The organism is Pseudoalteromonas sp. CH_XMU1449-3, from assembly GCF_037027245.1.
Classification (GTDB): domain Bacteria; phylum Pseudomonadota; class Gammaproteobacteria; order Enterobacterales; family Alteromonadaceae; genus Pseudoalteromonas; species Pseudoalteromonas shioyasakiensis.
In genome coordinates this window covers 536691-554131 of the sequence record NZ_JAYMDY010000001.1, presented here as the reverse complement: position 1 = coordinate 554131, position 17441 = coordinate 536691, and the positions used below count along the sequence as shown (strand labels likewise).

At 41.9% G+C, this 17441-nt stretch carries 11 protein-coding genes; 5 read left to right on the top strand and 6 right to left on the bottom strand.

All coding sequences use genetic code 11. The features are described from left to right. The first annotated feature begins 9 nt into the window (after positions 1 to 9). Both lipB and lipA read left to right on the top strand, forming a co-directional pair. Positions 10 to 663, top strand: coding sequence for a lipoyl(octanoyl) transferase LipB (gene lipB / locus WA256_RS02370; RefSeq protein WP_082389180.1), 654 nt, complete (start codon positions 10 to 12; stop codon positions 661 to 663). After that, positions 660 to 1625, top strand: a complete 966-nt coding sequence (lipA, locus tag WA256_RS02365) for a lipoyl synthase (RefSeq protein WP_054551675.1) — start codon at positions 660 to 662, stop codon at positions 1623 to 1625. Before lipB ends, lipA begins: the two co-directional genes overlap by 4 nt. Before the next feature lie 58 nt (positions 1626 to 1683). On the opposite strand, the gene WA256_RS02360 is transcribed toward lipA, so the two are convergent. After that, positions 1684 to 2277 (bottom strand): TetR/AcrR family transcriptional regulator, encoded by a 594-nt coding sequence (locus tag WA256_RS02360; protein WP_062564346.1) that lies wholly within the window; start codon positions 2275 to 2277, stop codon positions 1684 to 1686. 175 nt (positions 2278 to 2452) lie between these two features. Here WA256_RS02360 and WA256_RS02355 point away from each other — a divergent pair, with 175 nt between their 5' ends. Both WA256_RS02355 and WA256_RS02350 read left to right on the top strand, forming a co-directional pair. Beyond that, positions 2453 to 3472 carry an MBL fold metallo-hydrolase gene (locus WA256_RS02355; RefSeq protein WP_269407602.1) on the top strand — a complete coding sequence of 340 codons (1020 nt, stop codon included), beginning with the start codon at positions 2453 to 2455 and terminating at the stop codon, positions 3470 to 3472. A gap of 127 nt (positions 3473 to 3599) precedes the next feature. Then, positions 3600 to 5225, top strand: a complete 1626-nt coding sequence (locus tag WA256_RS02350; RefSeq protein ID WP_335988774.1) for a M28 family metallopeptidase — start codon at positions 3600 to 3602, stop codon at positions 5223 to 5225. 61 nt (positions 5226 to 5286) lie between these two features. Here WA256_RS02350 and WA256_RS02345 read toward each other — a convergent pair whose 3' ends face one another. The 4 genes from WA256_RS02345 to fabB all read right to left on the bottom strand — a co-directional run bounded on the left by WA256_RS02345 (position 5287) and on the right by fabB (position 13675). Next, positions 5287 to 9837, bottom strand: a complete 4551-nt coding sequence (locus WA256_RS02345) for a FimV/HubP family polar landmark protein (RefSeq protein ID WP_335988771.1) — start codon at positions 9835 to 9837, stop codon at positions 5287 to 5289. Between the two features lie 320 nt (positions 9838 to 10157). Next, positions 10158 to 11174, bottom strand: coding sequence for an aspartate-semialdehyde dehydrogenase (locus WA256_RS02340; RefSeq protein ID WP_054551679.1), 1017 nt, complete (start codon positions 11172 to 11174; stop codon positions 10158 to 10160). Positions 11175 to 11206: 32 nt separating this feature from the next. After that, on the bottom strand, positions 11207 to 12328 hold the full coding sequence (locus WA256_RS02335) for a 4-phosphoerythronate dehydrogenase (protein WP_335988768.1): 1122 nt from the start codon (positions 12326 to 12328) through the stop codon (positions 11207 to 11209). A gap of 132 nt (positions 12329 to 12460) precedes the next feature. Then, positions 12461 to 13675 (bottom strand): beta-ketoacyl-ACP synthase I, encoded by a 1215-nt coding sequence (gene fabB / locus WA256_RS02330; protein ID WP_054561838.1) that lies wholly within the window; start codon positions 13673 to 13675, stop codon positions 12461 to 12463. A 179-nt stretch (positions 13676 to 13854) separates the two neighbouring features. On the opposite strand from fabB, the gene mnmC reads away from it, so the two are divergent. Further along, positions 13855 to 15903 (top strand): bifunctional tRNA (5-methylaminomethyl-2-thiouridine)(34)-methyltransferase MnmD/FAD-dependent 5-carboxymethylaminomethyl-2-thiouridine(34) oxidoreductase MnmC, encoded by a 2049-nt coding sequence (gene mnmC, locus WA256_RS02325; RefSeq protein ID WP_335988764.1) that lies wholly within the window; start codon positions 13855 to 13857, stop codon positions 15901 to 15903. Positions 15904 to 15926: 23 nt separating this feature from the next. On the opposite strand, the gene WA256_RS02320 is transcribed toward mnmC, so the two are convergent. Continuing rightward, a complete protein-coding gene (locus WA256_RS02320) occupies positions 15927 to 17384 on the bottom strand; it encodes an OmpA family protein (RefSeq protein ID WP_335988762.1) in 1458 nt (485 codons plus the stop codon). Positions 17385 to 17441: the final 57 nt, after the last annotated feature.

The window sequence follows — 17441 nt, the reverse complement described above, 5'->3', positions numbered from 1 at the left end:
GAGTAAGTCGTGAGCGAAAGAGAATTAATCGTTCGTCAACTAGGTCGTCAGCGTTACATGCCAATTTGGCAAAAAATGCAATCTTTTACCGACACCCGTGATGAGCACACAGCAGATGAAATTTGGCTTGTAGAGCACGAGCCAGTATTTACGCAAGGCCAAGCAGGCAAAGCTGAGCACTTATTAAATACCGGTGATATCGAAGTGATCCAAGTGGATCGTGGTGGTCAAGTTACCTATCACGGACCAGGCCAACAAATGATGTATGTGCTATTCAACTTACGTCGTTTAAACATTGGTGTAAGGGAGCTAGTAACCTGGCTTGAAGAGTGCATTATTGATACGTTAAAAGACTACGACATTGATGCCTACGCGAAAGCGGATGCACCCGGTGTTTACGTTAACGACAGCAAAGTTGCCTCATTAGGCCTTCGCGTTCGCCGCGGTTGCTCTTTCCACGGTTTAGCACTAAATGTAAGTATGGATCTAAGTCCATTCTTACGTATTAATCCATGCGGCTATGCTGGCATGAACATGGTGCAAACAACCGATCTTAACGGTCCGCAAAACCTCGAGCAAGCAGGTGCAGGGCTTGTAAAACACATGATTAAAAAGCTTAATGCTACTGTGGTTAAGCACACTGAAGGGTTTGAAAACGAATGAATAAACCAGTCAAAATGGAACCAGGCGTAAAACTGCGTGATGCAGAAAAAATGGCACTGATCCCAGTTAAAGTTTTACCGACTGAAAAAAACGAAATGTTGCGTAAGCCAGAGTGGCTAAAAATTCGCTTACCAAAATCAACTGAACGTATTGATGGTATTAAACAAGCGATGCGTAAACATGGTTTACACTCAGTGTGTGAAGAGGCTTCGTGCCCTAACCTATCTGAATGTTTCAACCATGGTACTGCGACTTTCATGATCTTAGGTGCTATTTGTACTCGTCGTTGTCCGTTCTGTGATGTTGCCCATGGCCGTCCATTAAAGCCAGACGCAGCTGAGCCAGAAAAGCTAGCGCTGACTATTAAAGACATGAAGCTAAGCTATGTTGTAATCACCTCAGTAGACCGTGATGATTTACGTGATGGTGGTGCACAGCACTTTGCTGACTGTATTCGTGAAATTCGTAAGCATAACCCAGAAATCACGATTGAAATTCTAGTACCTGATTTCCGTGGTCGTATGGACAGAGCCCTTGATATCTTAATCGAGACGCCGCCAGATGTATTTAACCACAACCTAGAAACAGCACCGCGTTTATACAAATTAGCGCGTCCAGGTGCTGACTATAAATGGTCACTTGAGTTGTTACGCCGCTTTAAAGAAGCACATCCAGATGTGAAAACTAAGTCTGGTTTGATGGTAGGTTTAGGTGAAGAAATTAGCGAAATCGAAGAAGTGTTACGTGACTTACGCGAGCATAACGTTGATATGCTAACAGTAGGTCAATACCTACAACCTTCTAAGCACCACTTACCGGTTAAACGCTATGTGCCGCCAGCAGAGTTTGATGCTTTAAAAGATTATGCAGACGAAATTGGCTTTACACATGCGGCCTGTGGTCCATTTGTTCGCTCAAGCTACCATGCTGACCAACAAGCAGCTGGTAAAGAAGTGAAGTAATACTTTTACAATTATTTAAAAGCCCAGCATTAAGCGGGCTTTTTTATGTTCCAAAATATCAGCGCCCATAACGCGCTAAGAACATTTTTACAGTTTCGCTTATTACTTTGTTATCGGAGTCGCCTTCTTGGCGCTCAAAGCCATACAGCAACGGATAAAAGATCAGCGACTTTAACTGATACACAAACTGTTTCGCTGCAAACTCAACATCATCAATAGTTAAAACCTGTGCTTGCACACCCGCTTCTAAAAACGCCACCAGATCTTGCATACAGCCCATGTTATTACTGGCTAATGATTTTGCTAAATCAGGCTGCTGTAACATCTGCATAAAAGCGACTTTCGCTACTTTTAAAAACTCTTCAGAGGTCAAAAGCGCCACTTCTTGTTCAGCAATGCGTGTTAACTGCTGTGCAATTGGCACAGCGGCATCAAATACAACCGCTTGCTCTTGGCGGACTTTTTCAAACATAAACACTAGAATGGCTTGAAACAACACATCTTTATTTTCAAAGTGATTATATACGGTACGCTTTGAGGCTCCCGCTAAGCTTGCAACCTGATCCATACTGGTATGCTCAACACCTTGCTGAAAAAACAATGTCTCAGCTGCATTCAAAATATCTAATCGTTTTCTCTGTGATAATTTCATGGACCCCTCCGATAAGGGTTACTAGTGTAACGCAAAAATAAAAAATGCACTAGATAGTTTACTTTTATAGCAAACCATGAAAAACTACACCGTGTAGTTTACTTATGGTGACGATATGAAATTTCTAAAATGGCTCGCAATCGCCACTCTATGCATTGTGATAGGAGTGTTTATTATGAATAATCAATTAGCCGCTGAAGGCGTGAGTGATAATAGCCACTCTGCGCAATTATCTGATGGCAAGTTCCACAATACTGCTGAGGTAGAAAGACCCAGCTTTAAGAAAACGCTAGGTATCTTCAAACGCTTTATTACAGAAAAGAAAATTGATGCAGAGCCAAAAGGTGAACTGCCTATGCACTGTGTTTCTCATGCACAGCTTGAGCGTTTATCTAATGACACAGTGCATTTTGTGAAATTAGGTCACTCCTCTATTTTAGCGAAAGTGTATGGCGAATACTGGCTATTTGATCCGGTATTTTCAGAACGCGCTTCGCCTTTTTCATTCATGGGGCCAAAGCGCTTTCAGCCAACACCTATCAGCATTGCAGAGTTACCAAACATTGCCAAGGTGTTTATTTCACACAACCATTATGACCACTTAGATAAAGCGGCAATTAAACAGCTTGTTGATAAAACAGATTCTTTTTATGTGCCATTAGGAGTCGAAAACGACCTGAAAAAATGGGGCGTTGATGAAAAAAAGGTGCATAGCTTTGATTGGTGGCAAGAGCAAAATATGGCAAATAGCCAAATTGTATTTACCCCAACCCAGCACTTTTCTGGCCGAGGTTTAACAGACGGCAATAAAACTCTTTGGGGCTCTTGGGCTATTAAAGTAAATGACAAGCGCTTTTATTTTAGCGGTGACTCTGGCTATTTTGCTGGCTTTAAAGAAATTGGTAATCGCTATGGGCCGTTTGATATCACTTTTATTGAAACCGGTGCTTACGACAAAGATTGGGCTGACATTCACATGACACCAGAACAATCAGTACAAGCTCACCTCGATTTACAAGGTGATGTGATGGTGCCAGTGCATAATGGAACATTCGATCTGGCCTTTCATGCTTGGTATGACCCACTTAAACGTGTCGCTAAAAAAGCAGGACAAGAGCAAGTATCACTGAGTACTCCGCTAGTTGGAGAGGTATTTAAAATTCAAGATACCGCCATTGATAAAGCGTGGTGGTAAAATTGACAGGATGAAAGGTGCATTATTATCCTTTCATCCTGAATAATTAGTTATTTATAGACTCTTTCTAGACAGCCCCCCTTCGCGTCCCATATAGTGAAACCCTGTGCAATCAACCAGAAAAACTATGACAACTCACCTTAAGTATGCAAGCTTGGCACTTGCAATTGGTTTATTCGGCTGCTCTGAGCAACCAACAACAAGCACTGATAAACCGAACGCTGAAAGCAATGAAGCCGTAAACATTGCCAATATACGCTCACATATTAAAACCCTCGCCTCTGATGAATTCTTAGGCCGCGGCCCTTTAACTGAAGGCGAAACACTAACCATTAACTATTTAGCCGACGAGTATAAAAAACTCGGCTTAAGCGGTAGTTTTAATGGCGAGTTTTTACAGCCAGTTACCATGGCAAAACTCACTCCAGATCAAAACATGACCTTACAAGTGGGTGATTTAAGCTTTAATGCTGGCAGTGATTTTACCGCCCGTACCCAACAAATTAACCCTGAAATCAACATTGATGGCTCTGATGTTGTGTTTGTTGGCTATGGTATTAATGCACCTGAATATAATTGGGATGACTTTGCAGATATTGATGTAAAAGACAAAACAATTATCGTGCTTGTTAATGATCCTGGTTTTGCCACGCAAGACGACACGCTTTTCACCGGTAATGCTATGACCTACTACGGTCGTTGGACTTACAAATATGAAGAAGGTGCTCGCCAAGGTGCAAAAGCAGTATTTATCGTTCACGAAACTGCTCCTGCCGCATACCCTTGGGGCGTTGTAGAAAGCTCGAACACGGGTAGCAAATATACCTTAATCGACCAAGATAAGAATGCTTCTGACATCCCTGTAATGGGTTGGATTGATGAGCAAGCGGCAAATGAAATTTTTGCTCAAGCAGGCCTTGATTATCAAACTGAAAAAGCCAACGCACTAAAAGCTGACTTTAAACCTGTCGACTTAAAAGCGAAAGCAGCGCTGACACTGAAAAGTGATATCTCTCAAGCGCAATCGCATAATGTTGTTGCAACGCTTAAAGGTAGCGAAACTCCTGATGAGTACATTGTAATTGGTGCGCACTGGGACCACTTTGGCACCAAGCAAACTGATGACGGCGTGAAAATCTACAATGGTGCTGTTGATAACGCATCAGGTAGCGCAGCAACGGTTGAAATAGCCCGTATTCTTACTGAAATGCATAAGAAAAAACCATTTAAACGCTCTATTATCTTTGCCAACTTTACGGCCGAAGAAACAGGGCTTATTGGCTCAGAACAATTCGCTACTGGCGAGATTGTACCAACCAAGCAAATGGTCGCGCTGCTTAATATTGATGGTATGAACGTGCTAGACGGCGTTGACTACATATTACAATACGGTAAAGGCATGTCTGAAATGGAAGACTACCTTGCAGATGCAGCGAAAGCACAAGGTCGTCATGTAAAAATGGACCCTCGTCCTCAAAATGGTTTGTTCTTCCGCTCTGATCACTTCTCTTTAGCTAAACAAGGCGTTCCTAGCTTACTATTTATGAGTTTAGGTGATACAGATCCTGATTACATCGCGCACAAATATCATAAAGAAGCTGACGACTATTCAGCAGATTGGTCTATGGGCGGTGTTGAGCAAGATATTGAACTGATTGTTGATATTGCTGCCAAACTTGCTGATAACGGCGATTGGCCTAAGTGGAAAGCCGAGTCTGACTTCAAAGCTCGTCGCTTACAAGACAAGCAATAACCTTCGCTTAGATATAAAAAACCGAGCTAGTAGCTCGGTTTTTTATTGTCAGTTTTACTTATTACTCGTTAATTTTAGCCTTAAGTGATTGTGCTTCTTCTTGCACTTCCTCTGGGCCATTGGCAATAACATCTTCAATGGCTTGCAGCGCTGAGTCAAAGTCGTCTATTTCGATATATGCTCGAGCTAAGTCCAGTTTTGCTGAGTAACCACCACTTTCGGCATCAACATCAGTTGGGTTATCACCCGCTAGTAAGTCATTAAAATCACTCAGTCCTACATCCATATCAACCTCATCATAAGGTTCGTGGTCGAGTGCTTCATCGTCACTTTGTTCAAGTAATGAATCGATATCTACAAACTCATCCGTTGAAGTAGTTTGTTGCTCCTCGGCATCTAATGCCTGTACTTCAGGTTCAACTGGCTGTTCGCTTTCACCCTGTAAGTCTTCATTTAATAGTGCATTAAAATCAACGTCGAATTCACTTGCATCAGCAATATCAGCTTCATCTGGCTCTGCTAGTTCATTTAACAGTGCATCAAAGTCTGTTTGAGTAAGGTCTGCCATAAAATCATCATCGATTTCATCGTCTGACAGCTCACTTAAATCAGCCTCGTCAGCTAAATTAGACTCGATATCAGCTAATGTTTGCTCAGCTTCTACGGCATCATCAAGTTCAATATCGTCCAATTCGAATTCAGGGAACTCTTCTAATTCGTCTTGGCTATCAGCCACCTCATCGTCAATTGGCGCTTCGCTCGTTAACTCTGTTGTGCCTTCACTCTGTGATTGATCCGATAAGTCGTCCTCAGGGTCAAGAATATCATCTTCTGTAAATTCATTATCAAGCAAGATCTCATCATCAAAATCATCGTCTAGCTGATCAAGCTCATTACCCGTTGCTAATGAATTAGCAAGGTCTTGCTCTGCCTGACTTAACTGTAATGGTGCATCTTCATCTAACTCACCAGAAATGTCTTCATCAGATTCATCCAATTCAAAACCGGCTTCATCTAGCTCAAGCTCTGGATACTCTTCCAACTCTTGGCTAGGAGTCACGGTATCTTGCTGTAATGGCTCTTCGTCGGCGGTTAAATCAAATTCATCAGTTAGGTCTTCATCTGCTAGCGGATCATCGCCTAAATCAATTTCAACTTCTTCTATGTCTTGCTCTGGTTCATCTATTGACCAGTCTGGTGCTTCGACATAGTCATCTTCTTCACCAATTTCATTTAATAACTCATCAACACTTTTCAGTGACGGATCATCAAACTCGTCAAGGCTATCATCTTCATCTAATAGCTCATCGCTATCTTCATTAAACTCTTGATTAAGCGCTTCATCGATATCAACTTCGTCACTATCATCCGTATCATCAACCAACTCTGATGCAATTGATTCAACATTCATGTCATCAACCGCTTGATCAGCATCGGCTAAATCTTCTAGCGACTCTTGTAGATTCTCATCATGATCTGCACTGTCACTCTGTTCATGACTTAAATCTGATATCTGTGCTTCAGTGTCTTGCTTCAGCTCATTTGTTTGCTGAATAAGCTCTTCAAGCTCATCATCAACGTCAGAGTCCTGCTCATCACTAGTGTCTTCATCAAGTAATGAGTCAATATCTGCTACATCGAGTTCATCGTCTTGCTCAGCATTGTCATCAATATCTGAGCTACTTTCATCTGTTAACTCAGGTTCTTCTGACTTTGCATAAACCTCATCAAGTAGTGAGTCTATTTCATCGGTATCAAACTCATCGCTTAAATCATCCGCAATAGGCTCTTCGGTAAGCTCTTCAACTGGTTCTTGTTCTGGCTCTTCCTGCGCTTCATCCAATAATGAGTCGATGTCGTCGACATCTAGTTCATCATCAAGCTCATCTTCGTCGATTAAATCGTCTGCACTAGGTTCTTCAATTGACTCTTCAACCAGCTCTTCAGATTCAGGCTCTTCTTGAGCTTCATCTAATAGTGAGTCGATGTCATCGACATCTAAAGCATCATCAAGCTCGTCTTCGTCGATTAAATCGTCTGTGCTTGGTTCTTCTACAAGCTCTTCAGGCTGCTCTTCAACAAGTTCTGCTTCAGGCTCTGCTTGTGCCTTATCTAGCAATGAATCAATGTCATCAACATCTAGTTCGTCATCAAGCTCGTCTTCGTCGATAAAATCCTCTGCACTAGGTTCTTCTACAAGCTCTTCAGGCTGCTCTTCAACAAGCTCCGCTTCAGGCTCTGCTTGTGTCTCATCTAGTAATGAATCAATGTCATTAACATCGAGGGCATCATCAAGCTCGTCTTCGTCGATTAAATCGTCTGCGCTAGCTTCTTCAGTTGGCTCTTCTTGAACTTCGTCTAACAGCGAGTCAATGTCATCAACATCGAGTGCATCATCAAGCTCGTCTTCGTCGATTAAATCGTCTGCGCTAGGTTCTTCTGCAAGCTCTTCAGCCTGCTCTTCAACAAGTTCCGCTTCAGGCTCTGCTTGTGCCTCATCTAGCAATGAATCAATGTCATCAACATCGAGTGCATCATCAAGCTCGTCTTCGTCGATTAAATCGTCTGCGCTAGGTTCTTCTGCAAGCTCTTCAGCCTGCTCTTCAACAAGTTCTGCTTCAGGCTCTGCTTGTGTCTCATCTAGCAATGAATCAATGTCATCGACATCTAAATCATCATCAAGCTCGTCTTCGTCGATTAAATCGTCTGCGCTTGGTTCTTCGGTCGGCGCTTCTTCTTGAACTTCATCTAATAATGAGTCAATGTCATCAACATCTAGCGCATCATCAAGATCATCGTTTTCTAATGCATCGTTAGCTTCAGCGGCTGGCTCTTCTGTTTGTGCTTCATCGATTAAGCTGTCGATGTCGAAATCATCTTCATCGATGAGTTCATCCGCACTTAGCTCTTCGGCTGGCGCTTCTTCTTGAGCTTCATCTAACAGCGAGTCAATGTCATCAACACCCAGCGCATCATCAAGATCGTCGTTTTCTAATGCATCGTTAGCTTCGGCTGCTGACTCGTCTGTTTGCGCTTCATCAATTAAGCTGTCGATATCGAAATCATCTTCATCGATGAGTTCAGCTTCAACGTTAGTTTTTGAGGCATCATTATTTTCATCGAGTAAGTCATCAATATCGTCTAGGTTTACGTCTTGATTAGAATCCGTGTTGTTTTGCTCATCAATTAAGCTATCAATGTCAAAATCATCTTCAGCGTCATCTTCTGCAAGCTCTTCACTAAGCGCTGCCATTTCATCATTGGCGTTATCTAACGAGTCATCTTCATCAGTATCAAATAGATCATCAATGTCATCAGCACTTAAAATATCACCCGATGAATCTGCTGGAGACTGTTCGCTATCTAGGTCAATTTCATCACCTAAACTATCGTCATCGGTTTGATCGAAATCTTGCTGTAAAAATGCATCTAAATCATCATCGTCAGCACTACTTGAAGACTCATCATTAAACTCGATGTCATCACTTAATAAACCTTCTAGTTCATCTTGATTTAAAACACTGTCATCTTCATCAAAACTATCATCAATGCTGTCGTCAAAAATGATGTCATCATCAGGCAGCATGTCTTGGTCTAAGTCGTCATCTAACCGCACACTCAAGTCATCATTGTCTTCGACCGGATCAGGAACTAGCGGATCAGTTTCTACAATCGGCTCTAAATCATCATCAGGGTTATAACTTGGGCTTTGTGGTAAAAATTCATCGTCATCGCTGGCATCTGTATCATCATTGGCGCTGTTACGTTTTTTCAAAAACATCACAACGGCTGCAATGATAAGTAATGCAGGAATAAACATTAATGCCCCGAGAACAAATGGGTTACTCAGTAAATTCGAAAAACTAAACCCACTGTCCTCTTCAATCTTTTTTGCTTTTTGCTGCTCTATGATTTCATTTTGTTTAGTGATCAGTTCTTTCAGCTGCTTTTGAATTTCACTGTCTTGGCCAAGTTGATCGCGAACGGTTTCAAGCTCTTTAGAAATACCGCTCAGTTGCTTTTTGAGCTTGTTGTTCTCAGCTAGGATTTCTTCAACATTTTCAACCGACGATTTAAACTGCTTTTGTAACTCTACTAGCTGCGTGCCCTGCTCCGTTTTAATAGTGTTGATTTCTTGCTTAAGTTCTTGTTTTGCTTCGTCTACATCAACTTTACGGGCTTGAGTTACTTTCTTTTGCGATTCATTAATTTCAGCTGTAGTCAACGTGCCGTTTTTCTTTTTTTCCCACAGCTCATCATCTTGTTCAGAACGCGCTTTTGCTAATGTCGGGTTGACCGCACGCATTTCTGCAATGGTTGGAATTTTTAGGTATGCGCCATCACGCATATGATTTAGGTTTTGATCTAAAAATGACGATGGGTTTTTGTCATACAGAGCTTGCATGACCTGATAAATGCTTACAGAGTTGTCAGGGCGAATTTTAGCGGCAATACGCCATAATGTATCGGTCGGTTTAATTGGACCAATAGAGCGCCCCTGCGCACCGTAATCGACACCTTTAGGGCCTTTAAGTGTGGTGCCTTCATCAGAGTATGTCGGTGTTACCACCAATGCAGACGCTAATATGAAGAGTGTTGCTAAACCGCGCATGCTGATCCTTTATGTTTTAAATGTTAACGCAGCAACCTTGGTTGCTTAAACATCAAGTAATTCTTGCAGAATTGATTCTTAATTATGTTTTCTTGCAAGCTCTATTCCAGCTGCAAACTATAACTTAGTTGCCTTGCAATATCTATTGCAACACCTTGATAGTAAATAGCTTAAATAATAGCGGCTGAGAGGCTTTTTTATTGTTATCGTTAAGTTTATACGCTTTTACAGCGTATGCGGCAATAATTTGGCAGTGAATTCACAAAAAAAGCGGCAAATTGCCGCTTTTCTTAAATTTAGCTCAGCCTAAATCATCAGATTTATAAATAATTTGCGATAAGCTCTTCAGCAATTTGCACACTATTTGTTGCTGCACCTTTGCGCGTATTATCGCTAACAACCCACATGTTTAAACCATGAGGATGCGAAATATCAGCACGTAAACGACCTACGTATACAGTATCGTTACCACTTGCGTCTGATACTGCAGTTGGATAATCGGCTAAGTCTTCAATAAACTCTACACCAGGTGCATCGTTTAATAGCTGCTTCACATGTTCGATATCTACTGGCATACGCGTTTCAATATTAATCGCTTCACTGTGACCAAAGAACACGGGAACACGAACACAAGTAGGGTTAACCACAACACTGTTATCACCTAAGATTTTTTGTGTTTCGTTGACCATTTTCATTTCTTCGCGGGTATAACCGTTATCTTCAAAGCTATCGATTTGTGGGATCACATTAAAAGCAATTTGTTTAGGGAAAACGGCATTATCCATCGGACGTGCATTCATTAAGTTTGCTGTTTGCTTAGCTAGTTCATCAACGGCTTCTTTACCCGCACCCGATACAGCTTGATAAGTTGATACGTTAATGCGGTCAATGCCATAAGCATCATAAATTGGCTTTAATGCCACCAGCATTTGAATCGTTGAGCAGTTAGGGTTTGCAATGATGTTGCGGTTTCTGAAATCCGCTAAGCTTGATGCATTCACTTCAGGAATAATTAGTGGCACATCGTAGTCATTACGAAAGTGTGAGGTATTATCAATTACCACACAGCCTGCGTCCGCCGCAATCGGTGCGTATTTTTCAGAAACACTGCCGCCTGCTGAAAATAAACCAATGTGAGCTTGGCTAAAATCAAACTCTTCAACATCAATTACTTCAATACTCTCACCGCGAAATTGAATTTCTTCACCAGCACTACGGCTGCTTGCAAGTAAAAATAATTGGTCTACCGGAAACTTACGATCTTCTAAAGTTTCGATAATCTGACGACCCACTAAACCTGTGGCACCTAATACGGCTACATTAAATTTTTGCGACATGTGTTTTCCTCTTTTGAATAAAGCAAATGGCTTTATTCGTTAATTCTAAATCCCAGTGCAGCTAATGCGCCTTCACATGCACTGTTGGCAGCCACCGACAAGGTACTAAACTCGCGTCGTGGCGGGTAATTCTTACGTAAACTATCAAAGCCTTCGCTTGCTAATTTACTTCGTAAAATGCCATCGTCGCGACGCACATCATAAATTAAGTGCACCAAGCGACCTATATCGTCTTGGTTAAAGGTTTCACCAAGCGTGACAGAATGGCTAATTGGCTCTGGTAAAAAATCGTCCAGAGACTTAAGCGCTGCGATGCCTTCAAGCTCACATACTTGCTGATACAGCATTTGTGTACCGCGGGCTTTGCCTTCAAGTGTATGCCCTGCAATATGCACACTGGCATAACGTACATAATCAAGCAGAGGTGTCAGTATATTGGGTTCGTTTTCCCAAACATCAAGCACACAATCTAATTTTGCGCCTTGCTCAAACGATGCTAGCAATGCTTGGTTATCAATCACATCACCACGGCTTGCATTGATAATCGTCATACCCGGCTTAAGTGCTTTTAAGCGTGTTTCGTCTAGCATGTGCAAGGTTTTATGCGGACCTTGTTTAACTAATGGCACGTGAAAAGTCACAATATCGGCTTGGGCTAGTAATGTGTCTAACTCAATATGCTCTGCAAGCTCACCGGCTTCATGTTTTGGTGGATCACATAACAATACATTCATACCAAGCAGGCTAAGCTTATCACGTAAACAGCTACCTATACTGCCAACACCCACTATGCCGATGGTTTTACCTTGTAATGAACTGGCATTTTCTTGGCTCAAGGCATACAAGCAGCTAATAACATATTCAGCAACCGCCACGGCATTACAACCTGGTGCGCTGCTAAATGCGATATTTCGCTCAGCAAGTAACTCGGTATCAATGTGATCAACACCTATGGTTGCTGTGCCTACAAATTTTAATTTATCTGCTTGAGTGAGTAAGGCTTTATCTACATTGGTAACAGAGCGGGTTAACAAGATATCGACCCCGACTAGCTGCTCGGGTTGAAGATTACGGCCATCAAATCGCTCAACATCACCAAAATCGGCAAAGTACTGCTCAACCAATGGCATATTTTGATCTGCAAGAATTTTCATTTGTGTGTCCGAGAGGCAGAAAGTGGCGCTATTGTAGCGAATTTATCAGTATTCGGATAGGTAACAACTAAGACTTTATAACAAATGAAAAAGCCGAGCTATTGCTCGGCTTTAAGCAAATACTGGAGAGGTTTAACCTTTATATTTGCTCATTACTAATGTGGCGTTAGTGCCACCGAAACCGAAGCTGTTAGACATAACTGTATTTAGTTCAACGTCTTTACGCTCAGTTACAATATTTAGACCTTCAGCTTGCTCATCTAGTTCATCAATGTTGATAGATGGAGCAACAAAGTTATGCTCAAGCATTAATAGCGAGAAAATTGCTTCATGAACGCCTGCTGCACCTAAAGCGTGACCTGTCATCGCTTTGGTTGCACTGATCATTGGTGAGTTACCACCAAATACTTCTTGAATAGCGCCAAGCTCTTTCACATCACCAACAGGTGTTGAAGTACCGTGAGTATTTAAGTAATCAATACCGCCTTCAAGATCTTGCATTGCTTGCTTCATACAACGTACAGCGCCTTCACCTGATGGAGCTACCATGTCGTAGCCGTCAGACGTTGCACCGTAACCTGTGATTTCTGCATAAATGTGCGCGCCACGAGCAAGTGCATGCTCAAGCTCTTCAACAACAACGATACCGCCACCACCAGAGATAACGAAACCGTCACGGTTTGCATCGTATGTACGTGATGCTTTCTCTGGTGTTTCATTGTACTTAGTAGACAATGCACCCATTGCATCGAATTCCATTGCTAGCGTCCAGTGAAGCTCTTCACCACCACCTGCAAAAATTACGTCCTGCTTGCCTAGTTGAATTTGCTCAACCGCGTGACCGATACAGTGTGCAGATGTCGCACATGCAGAGCTCAGTGAGTAGTTAACACCTTTAATTTTAAATGGTGTTGCAAGACACGCCGAAGTCGTACTCGCCATAGTACGTGGTACCATGTAAGGACCAACACGTTTTACGCCTTTTTCACGTAAAATGTCAGCCGCTTCAACTTGCCATTTAGATGAACCACCACCTGAACCCACTAATAAACCAGTGCGCTCGTTTGAAACTTGATCTTCACTAAGGCCAGCATCTGCAATCGCTTGTGACATTGAGATATAAGCGTATGCAGCAGCATCGCCCATAAAGCGCATTGCTTTACGATCAACAAACTCTTTAACATCAATATCGATTTTGCCAGATACGTTACTACGTAGGTTGTAGTCAGCAAACTCTTGGTTGAACGCGATACCACTACGGCCTTGTTTTAATGATTCTAATACTTCTTCTTTGTTGTTACCGATGCTTGAAACAACACCGATGCCCGTAATAACGGCTCTTCTCATGGGTAATTACCTTAGCTCTATACTAAATTGTGTTCTATTTTACGCTGAAATTACTTTCGAAGTGGTCAGCTTTCTAGCGTACACATGTACTCTGAATGTCTAGCTTATAAATAACGCCAGACTATTTCAAAGAAAACACGTAAAATAATGAAAAAAGTTTGTAGTTAATTAGTTAAACCATGATCAAAAACGCACATATTCATTTTAATCACCTTGGTACCCCTGTCGCCGATCAGTTTGACGATGTTTATTTCTCTAATGATGATGGCTTAGCCGAATCACATTATGTGTTTTATCAACAAAACCATATCCCGCAACGATTACAAAATCATGACCGTAACCACTTTGCGATTGCTGAAACAGGCTTTGGTACGGGGCTTAACTTTTTAAATACCTGGCAGCACTTTGCTGCTCACCTTGATAGGCAGCATGCAGAGCAAGAAGTTCAAAATCAACCCGACCATAGTGGTAAAAAAAGTGTTACCCGCCTGCACTTTATCTCTTTTGAAAAGTTTCCTATTAAGCGTGATGACCTTGCTCAAGCACTCAAAGCCTGGCCTAGTTTAAACAAGTATAGTGAGCAGCTAATTGCTCAATACCCAATTAATTTGGCTGGCTGTCATCGCCTTGAATTTGCAGGCGGCAAACTAATACTCGACCTTTATTTTGGTGACGTACAAGACAGCATTGACGCCATGAGCTACCCAAGCGAAGGAGTTGTCGATGCGTGGTATTTAGACGGCTTTGCACCAAGTAAAAACCCAGATATGTGGCAACAGAGTTTGTTCAACAAGATGCGTGCTATCTCAAGAGCAAATGCCACACTCGCCACTTTCACTGCCGCAGGCTTTGTCAGAAGAGGACTCATCGAAGCAGGCTTTAGCATGAGTAAAGCAAAAGGCTATGGTAAAAAGCGCGAAATGCTGATTGGCGAGCTCACTGAGCCTAATGAGCAACAATCAGGGCCTGCCTATTTTGCTCATCAGCAAAGTGAACTGAGTAATGTGGCTGTTATTGGCGGTGGTATTGCCAGTAGCAGTGTACTGTATTCACTGGCAAAAAGAGGCCTAAAAGCCACGCTGTTTTGCCAAGATGAAGCGCTTGCCATGGGCGCTTCTCACAATGTACAAGGGGCTGTTTATCCGCATTTGCAAGCGAAGAACTCACCGCACAGTGAAATGTTCGCTCATAGCTTTTTATATGCGATGCGTCTATATCAACAATTACTTGATGATGGTTTTAACTACCCTCACCAGTGGTGTGGTGTATTACAACATGCGGTTAAACAAGGCCTAGCTGATAAACATCAAAACCTTGCCGATAAAGAACTTTGGCCAGCTGAATTATTGCGTAATGTAAGCGCCGAAGAAGGCGACGAAATTGCCGGTGTAGAGACGGGCTACTCAGGTGTATTCTTTGCAAAAGGCGGCTGGGTAAATCCACCAGCCCTGGTTACAGCTCTATTTAATGCGGCAAATTCGTTAACTGCCACTACCAATAATAAAATGGACAGTCACTTTAATTGCCATATTGAAAAGCTCGAAAAAACCGCAGATGGCTGGTTATTACACACAAAAGAGCAAACATTTGGGCCTTTTAGCAATGTGATTAATTGTGCTGGTGAACACAGTGACCAGTTTAGCCAAACTCAAGCGCTACCTATTGTTGGTGTGCGCGGCCAAGTCTCGCATGTGCAAGCAAGCGAGCAGTCAAAACGCCTAAAGACCGTGCTTTGCCATAAGGGCTATTTTACTCCTGAATATCAGGGCCATCATTGCATGGGCGCAACCTTTGAAAAAAACTCGAAAAGCCGTGAAGTTAAAGAGCAAGACAACCACACCAATCGCGAACAACTATTAAGTTTTTACACAAACAGCGAGTTTGCAACGACCTTAGGTGAAATAACGGCAGCGAAAGCAGCTGTAAGGTGCACCTTCATCGACCATTTACCTATGGCAGGTGAATGGGCTGAACAAAGTGATTATGTAAGTGCGTTTGCTAATTTAAGATTAGGTAAGCGTTATCAGTACCAAACGTTAACGAAACCTCAGCAAGGCTTGCATGTGCTCACTGGCTTTGGCGCAAGAGGCCTGTGCAGTGCCCCCTTGTGTGCTGAGCATTTAATTGCTTGCTTAAACAATGAGCCAAGACCTTTTAGCGAACGCGTGAGTCAGGCTATTCACCCTGCTCGCTTTATTGTTCGCGACCTAATTCGTAATAAAATTTAAAGGGGCTAAAAAGCCCCTTTTGATTAATTACTTAATCGCTCAACTAGCTCTACGCGCCGGTTTAGCTGACGACCCAAATCATTTTTATTATTGGCAGCTGGCGCATAAGGGCCTACACCATAACCAATTAAGCGCGACTCTTTAATGCCGTATTGACTCACGAGCGCTTTAACAACCGCTTTTGCTCGATTAGATGACAACCCTAAATTATATTCTGGGCTCCCTTTGTCATCTGTATGACCAACAACGTACAAGTTTAAGCTGTTATTTTTATTTAAAACATCCGCAATTACTTTTAATGACTCGGCTGACTCTGGCTTAATGTCTGATTTATCATGATCAAAGTAAATGCCATAAATGGCTGCTTTACCTTTTTGCTCTAGTTGCTTTAACACTTGGTCCGGATTGGTTTTAACTAAATCTCCTTGTAAAGGCTCTGTTCGAATTATAACAAGCTGCACTCGCGTAGTGCCTTGGTAATTCCCAACAAAAAATGCGACATAGGTTGTTTGATTTTCTATGGTGCTTTTCATTAACTGATAGCGCGGCTGGCGATAATAGTTATAAACTTGTTTTACCGACAAGTGATCACCAAGTGCTTGTATTGCCTTTCGATCGTCACCACATGCTTGACGCTCGCAACTAAAAACAGTTTCAAAGCCTTCTTTTGTTAAGGCAGACACATAGTTATGAAAAACCTTAAGGGTTGATACTTTTCTAATTTCATAAGTAATACGAGTGATATCGCCTGTCACATCTTCAGCAGGTAGCGCTTTGTTTTTACGGTTAAATATTCCTGTTGGTAGTGAAAATTCCTCGTAATCAATTTGCTCGTAGTCTTCAATAAAACTACCAGGATAACGGCTAAGTAATGGATGATCGCTTGAGCCTCTAATATCGTCTTTAGGTGCTTTGGTAACTGGATTTGATTGCTGTTTTGCAAAAGCAGCTGTATTGGCTTTTATCAGACCTGTTTCAAGCTCTTTAATCGCAATTGAGCTACTCATAACACGCGTTTTACTGTTGTACTGGCCAACAAATAACGACACTGCAAACTCAGGCTTTTCACCTTTAGTGGCAAGCAGATAATATGGCTTACGATGATAATTATAGAGCTGAAAGTAACCGACTTCCTCTGCAAAATCACTGCTGTCACCGCAAGCGTCTAGCTGACAAGAATAAACAATATTAAAACCATCACTGAGTAAAGCTTGTTTATAGTTTTCAAATACTTTGAGAGTGGCAACATTGTTTATTTCGTACAATGTGTGGTTTACATCGCCAATAAAGTCTGTGTAACTAAATCGCTCTGATGACTTTTTACTGCCATCAAACTGACTCATTAACTGTGTCTGTTCGCCACTGAGTTTAACCGACTTTTCAACCTCACTATTTGGATAAGGTGATAACCATTGATTAGCAGATACTGCATTGCAAAAAACCAATGTTACCAACCCTAAAAGTTTAATAAATATTTTCACTTTAAGTCCTTTTAATTGAGTTTGTACCTAATTCAATACTATGCCAAATAATACTTT

Bases quoted from the DNA above. Each gene is read 5' to 3' on its own strand.
- WA256_RS02335 (WP_335988768.1), bottom strand. From the start codon at position 12,328: ATGAAAATTCTTGCAGATCAAAATATGCCATTGGTTGAGCAGTACTTT.
- lipA (WP_054551675.1), top strand. From the start codon at position 660: ATGAATAAACCAGTCAAAATGGAACCAGGCGTAAAACTGCGTGATGCA.
- WA256_RS02355 (WP_269407602.1), top strand. From the start codon at position 2,453: ATGAATAATCAATTAGCCGCTGAAGGCGTGAGTGATAATAGCCACTCT.
- fabB (WP_054561838.1), bottom strand. From the start codon at position 13,675: ATGAGAAGAGCCGTTATTACGGGCATCGGTGTTGTTTCAAGCATCGGT.
- WA256_RS02340 (WP_054551679.1), bottom strand. From the start codon at position 11,174: ATGTCGCAAAAATTTAATGTAGCCGTATTAGGTGCCACAGGTTTAGTG.
- WA256_RS02360 (WP_062564346.1), bottom strand. From the start codon at position 2,277: ATGAAATTATCACAGAGAAAACGATTAGATATTTTGAATGCAGCTGAG.
- mnmC (WP_335988764.1), top strand. From the start codon at position 13,855: ATGATCAAAAACGCACATATTCATTTTAATCACCTTGGTACCCCTGTC.
- WA256_RS02345 (WP_335988771.1), bottom strand. From the start codon at position 9,837: ATGCGCGGTTTAGCAACACTCTTCATATTAGCGTCTGCATTGGTGGTA.
- WA256_RS02350 (WP_335988774.1), top strand. From the start codon at position 3,600: ATGACAACTCACCTTAAGTATGCAAGCTTGGCACTTGCAATTGGTTTA.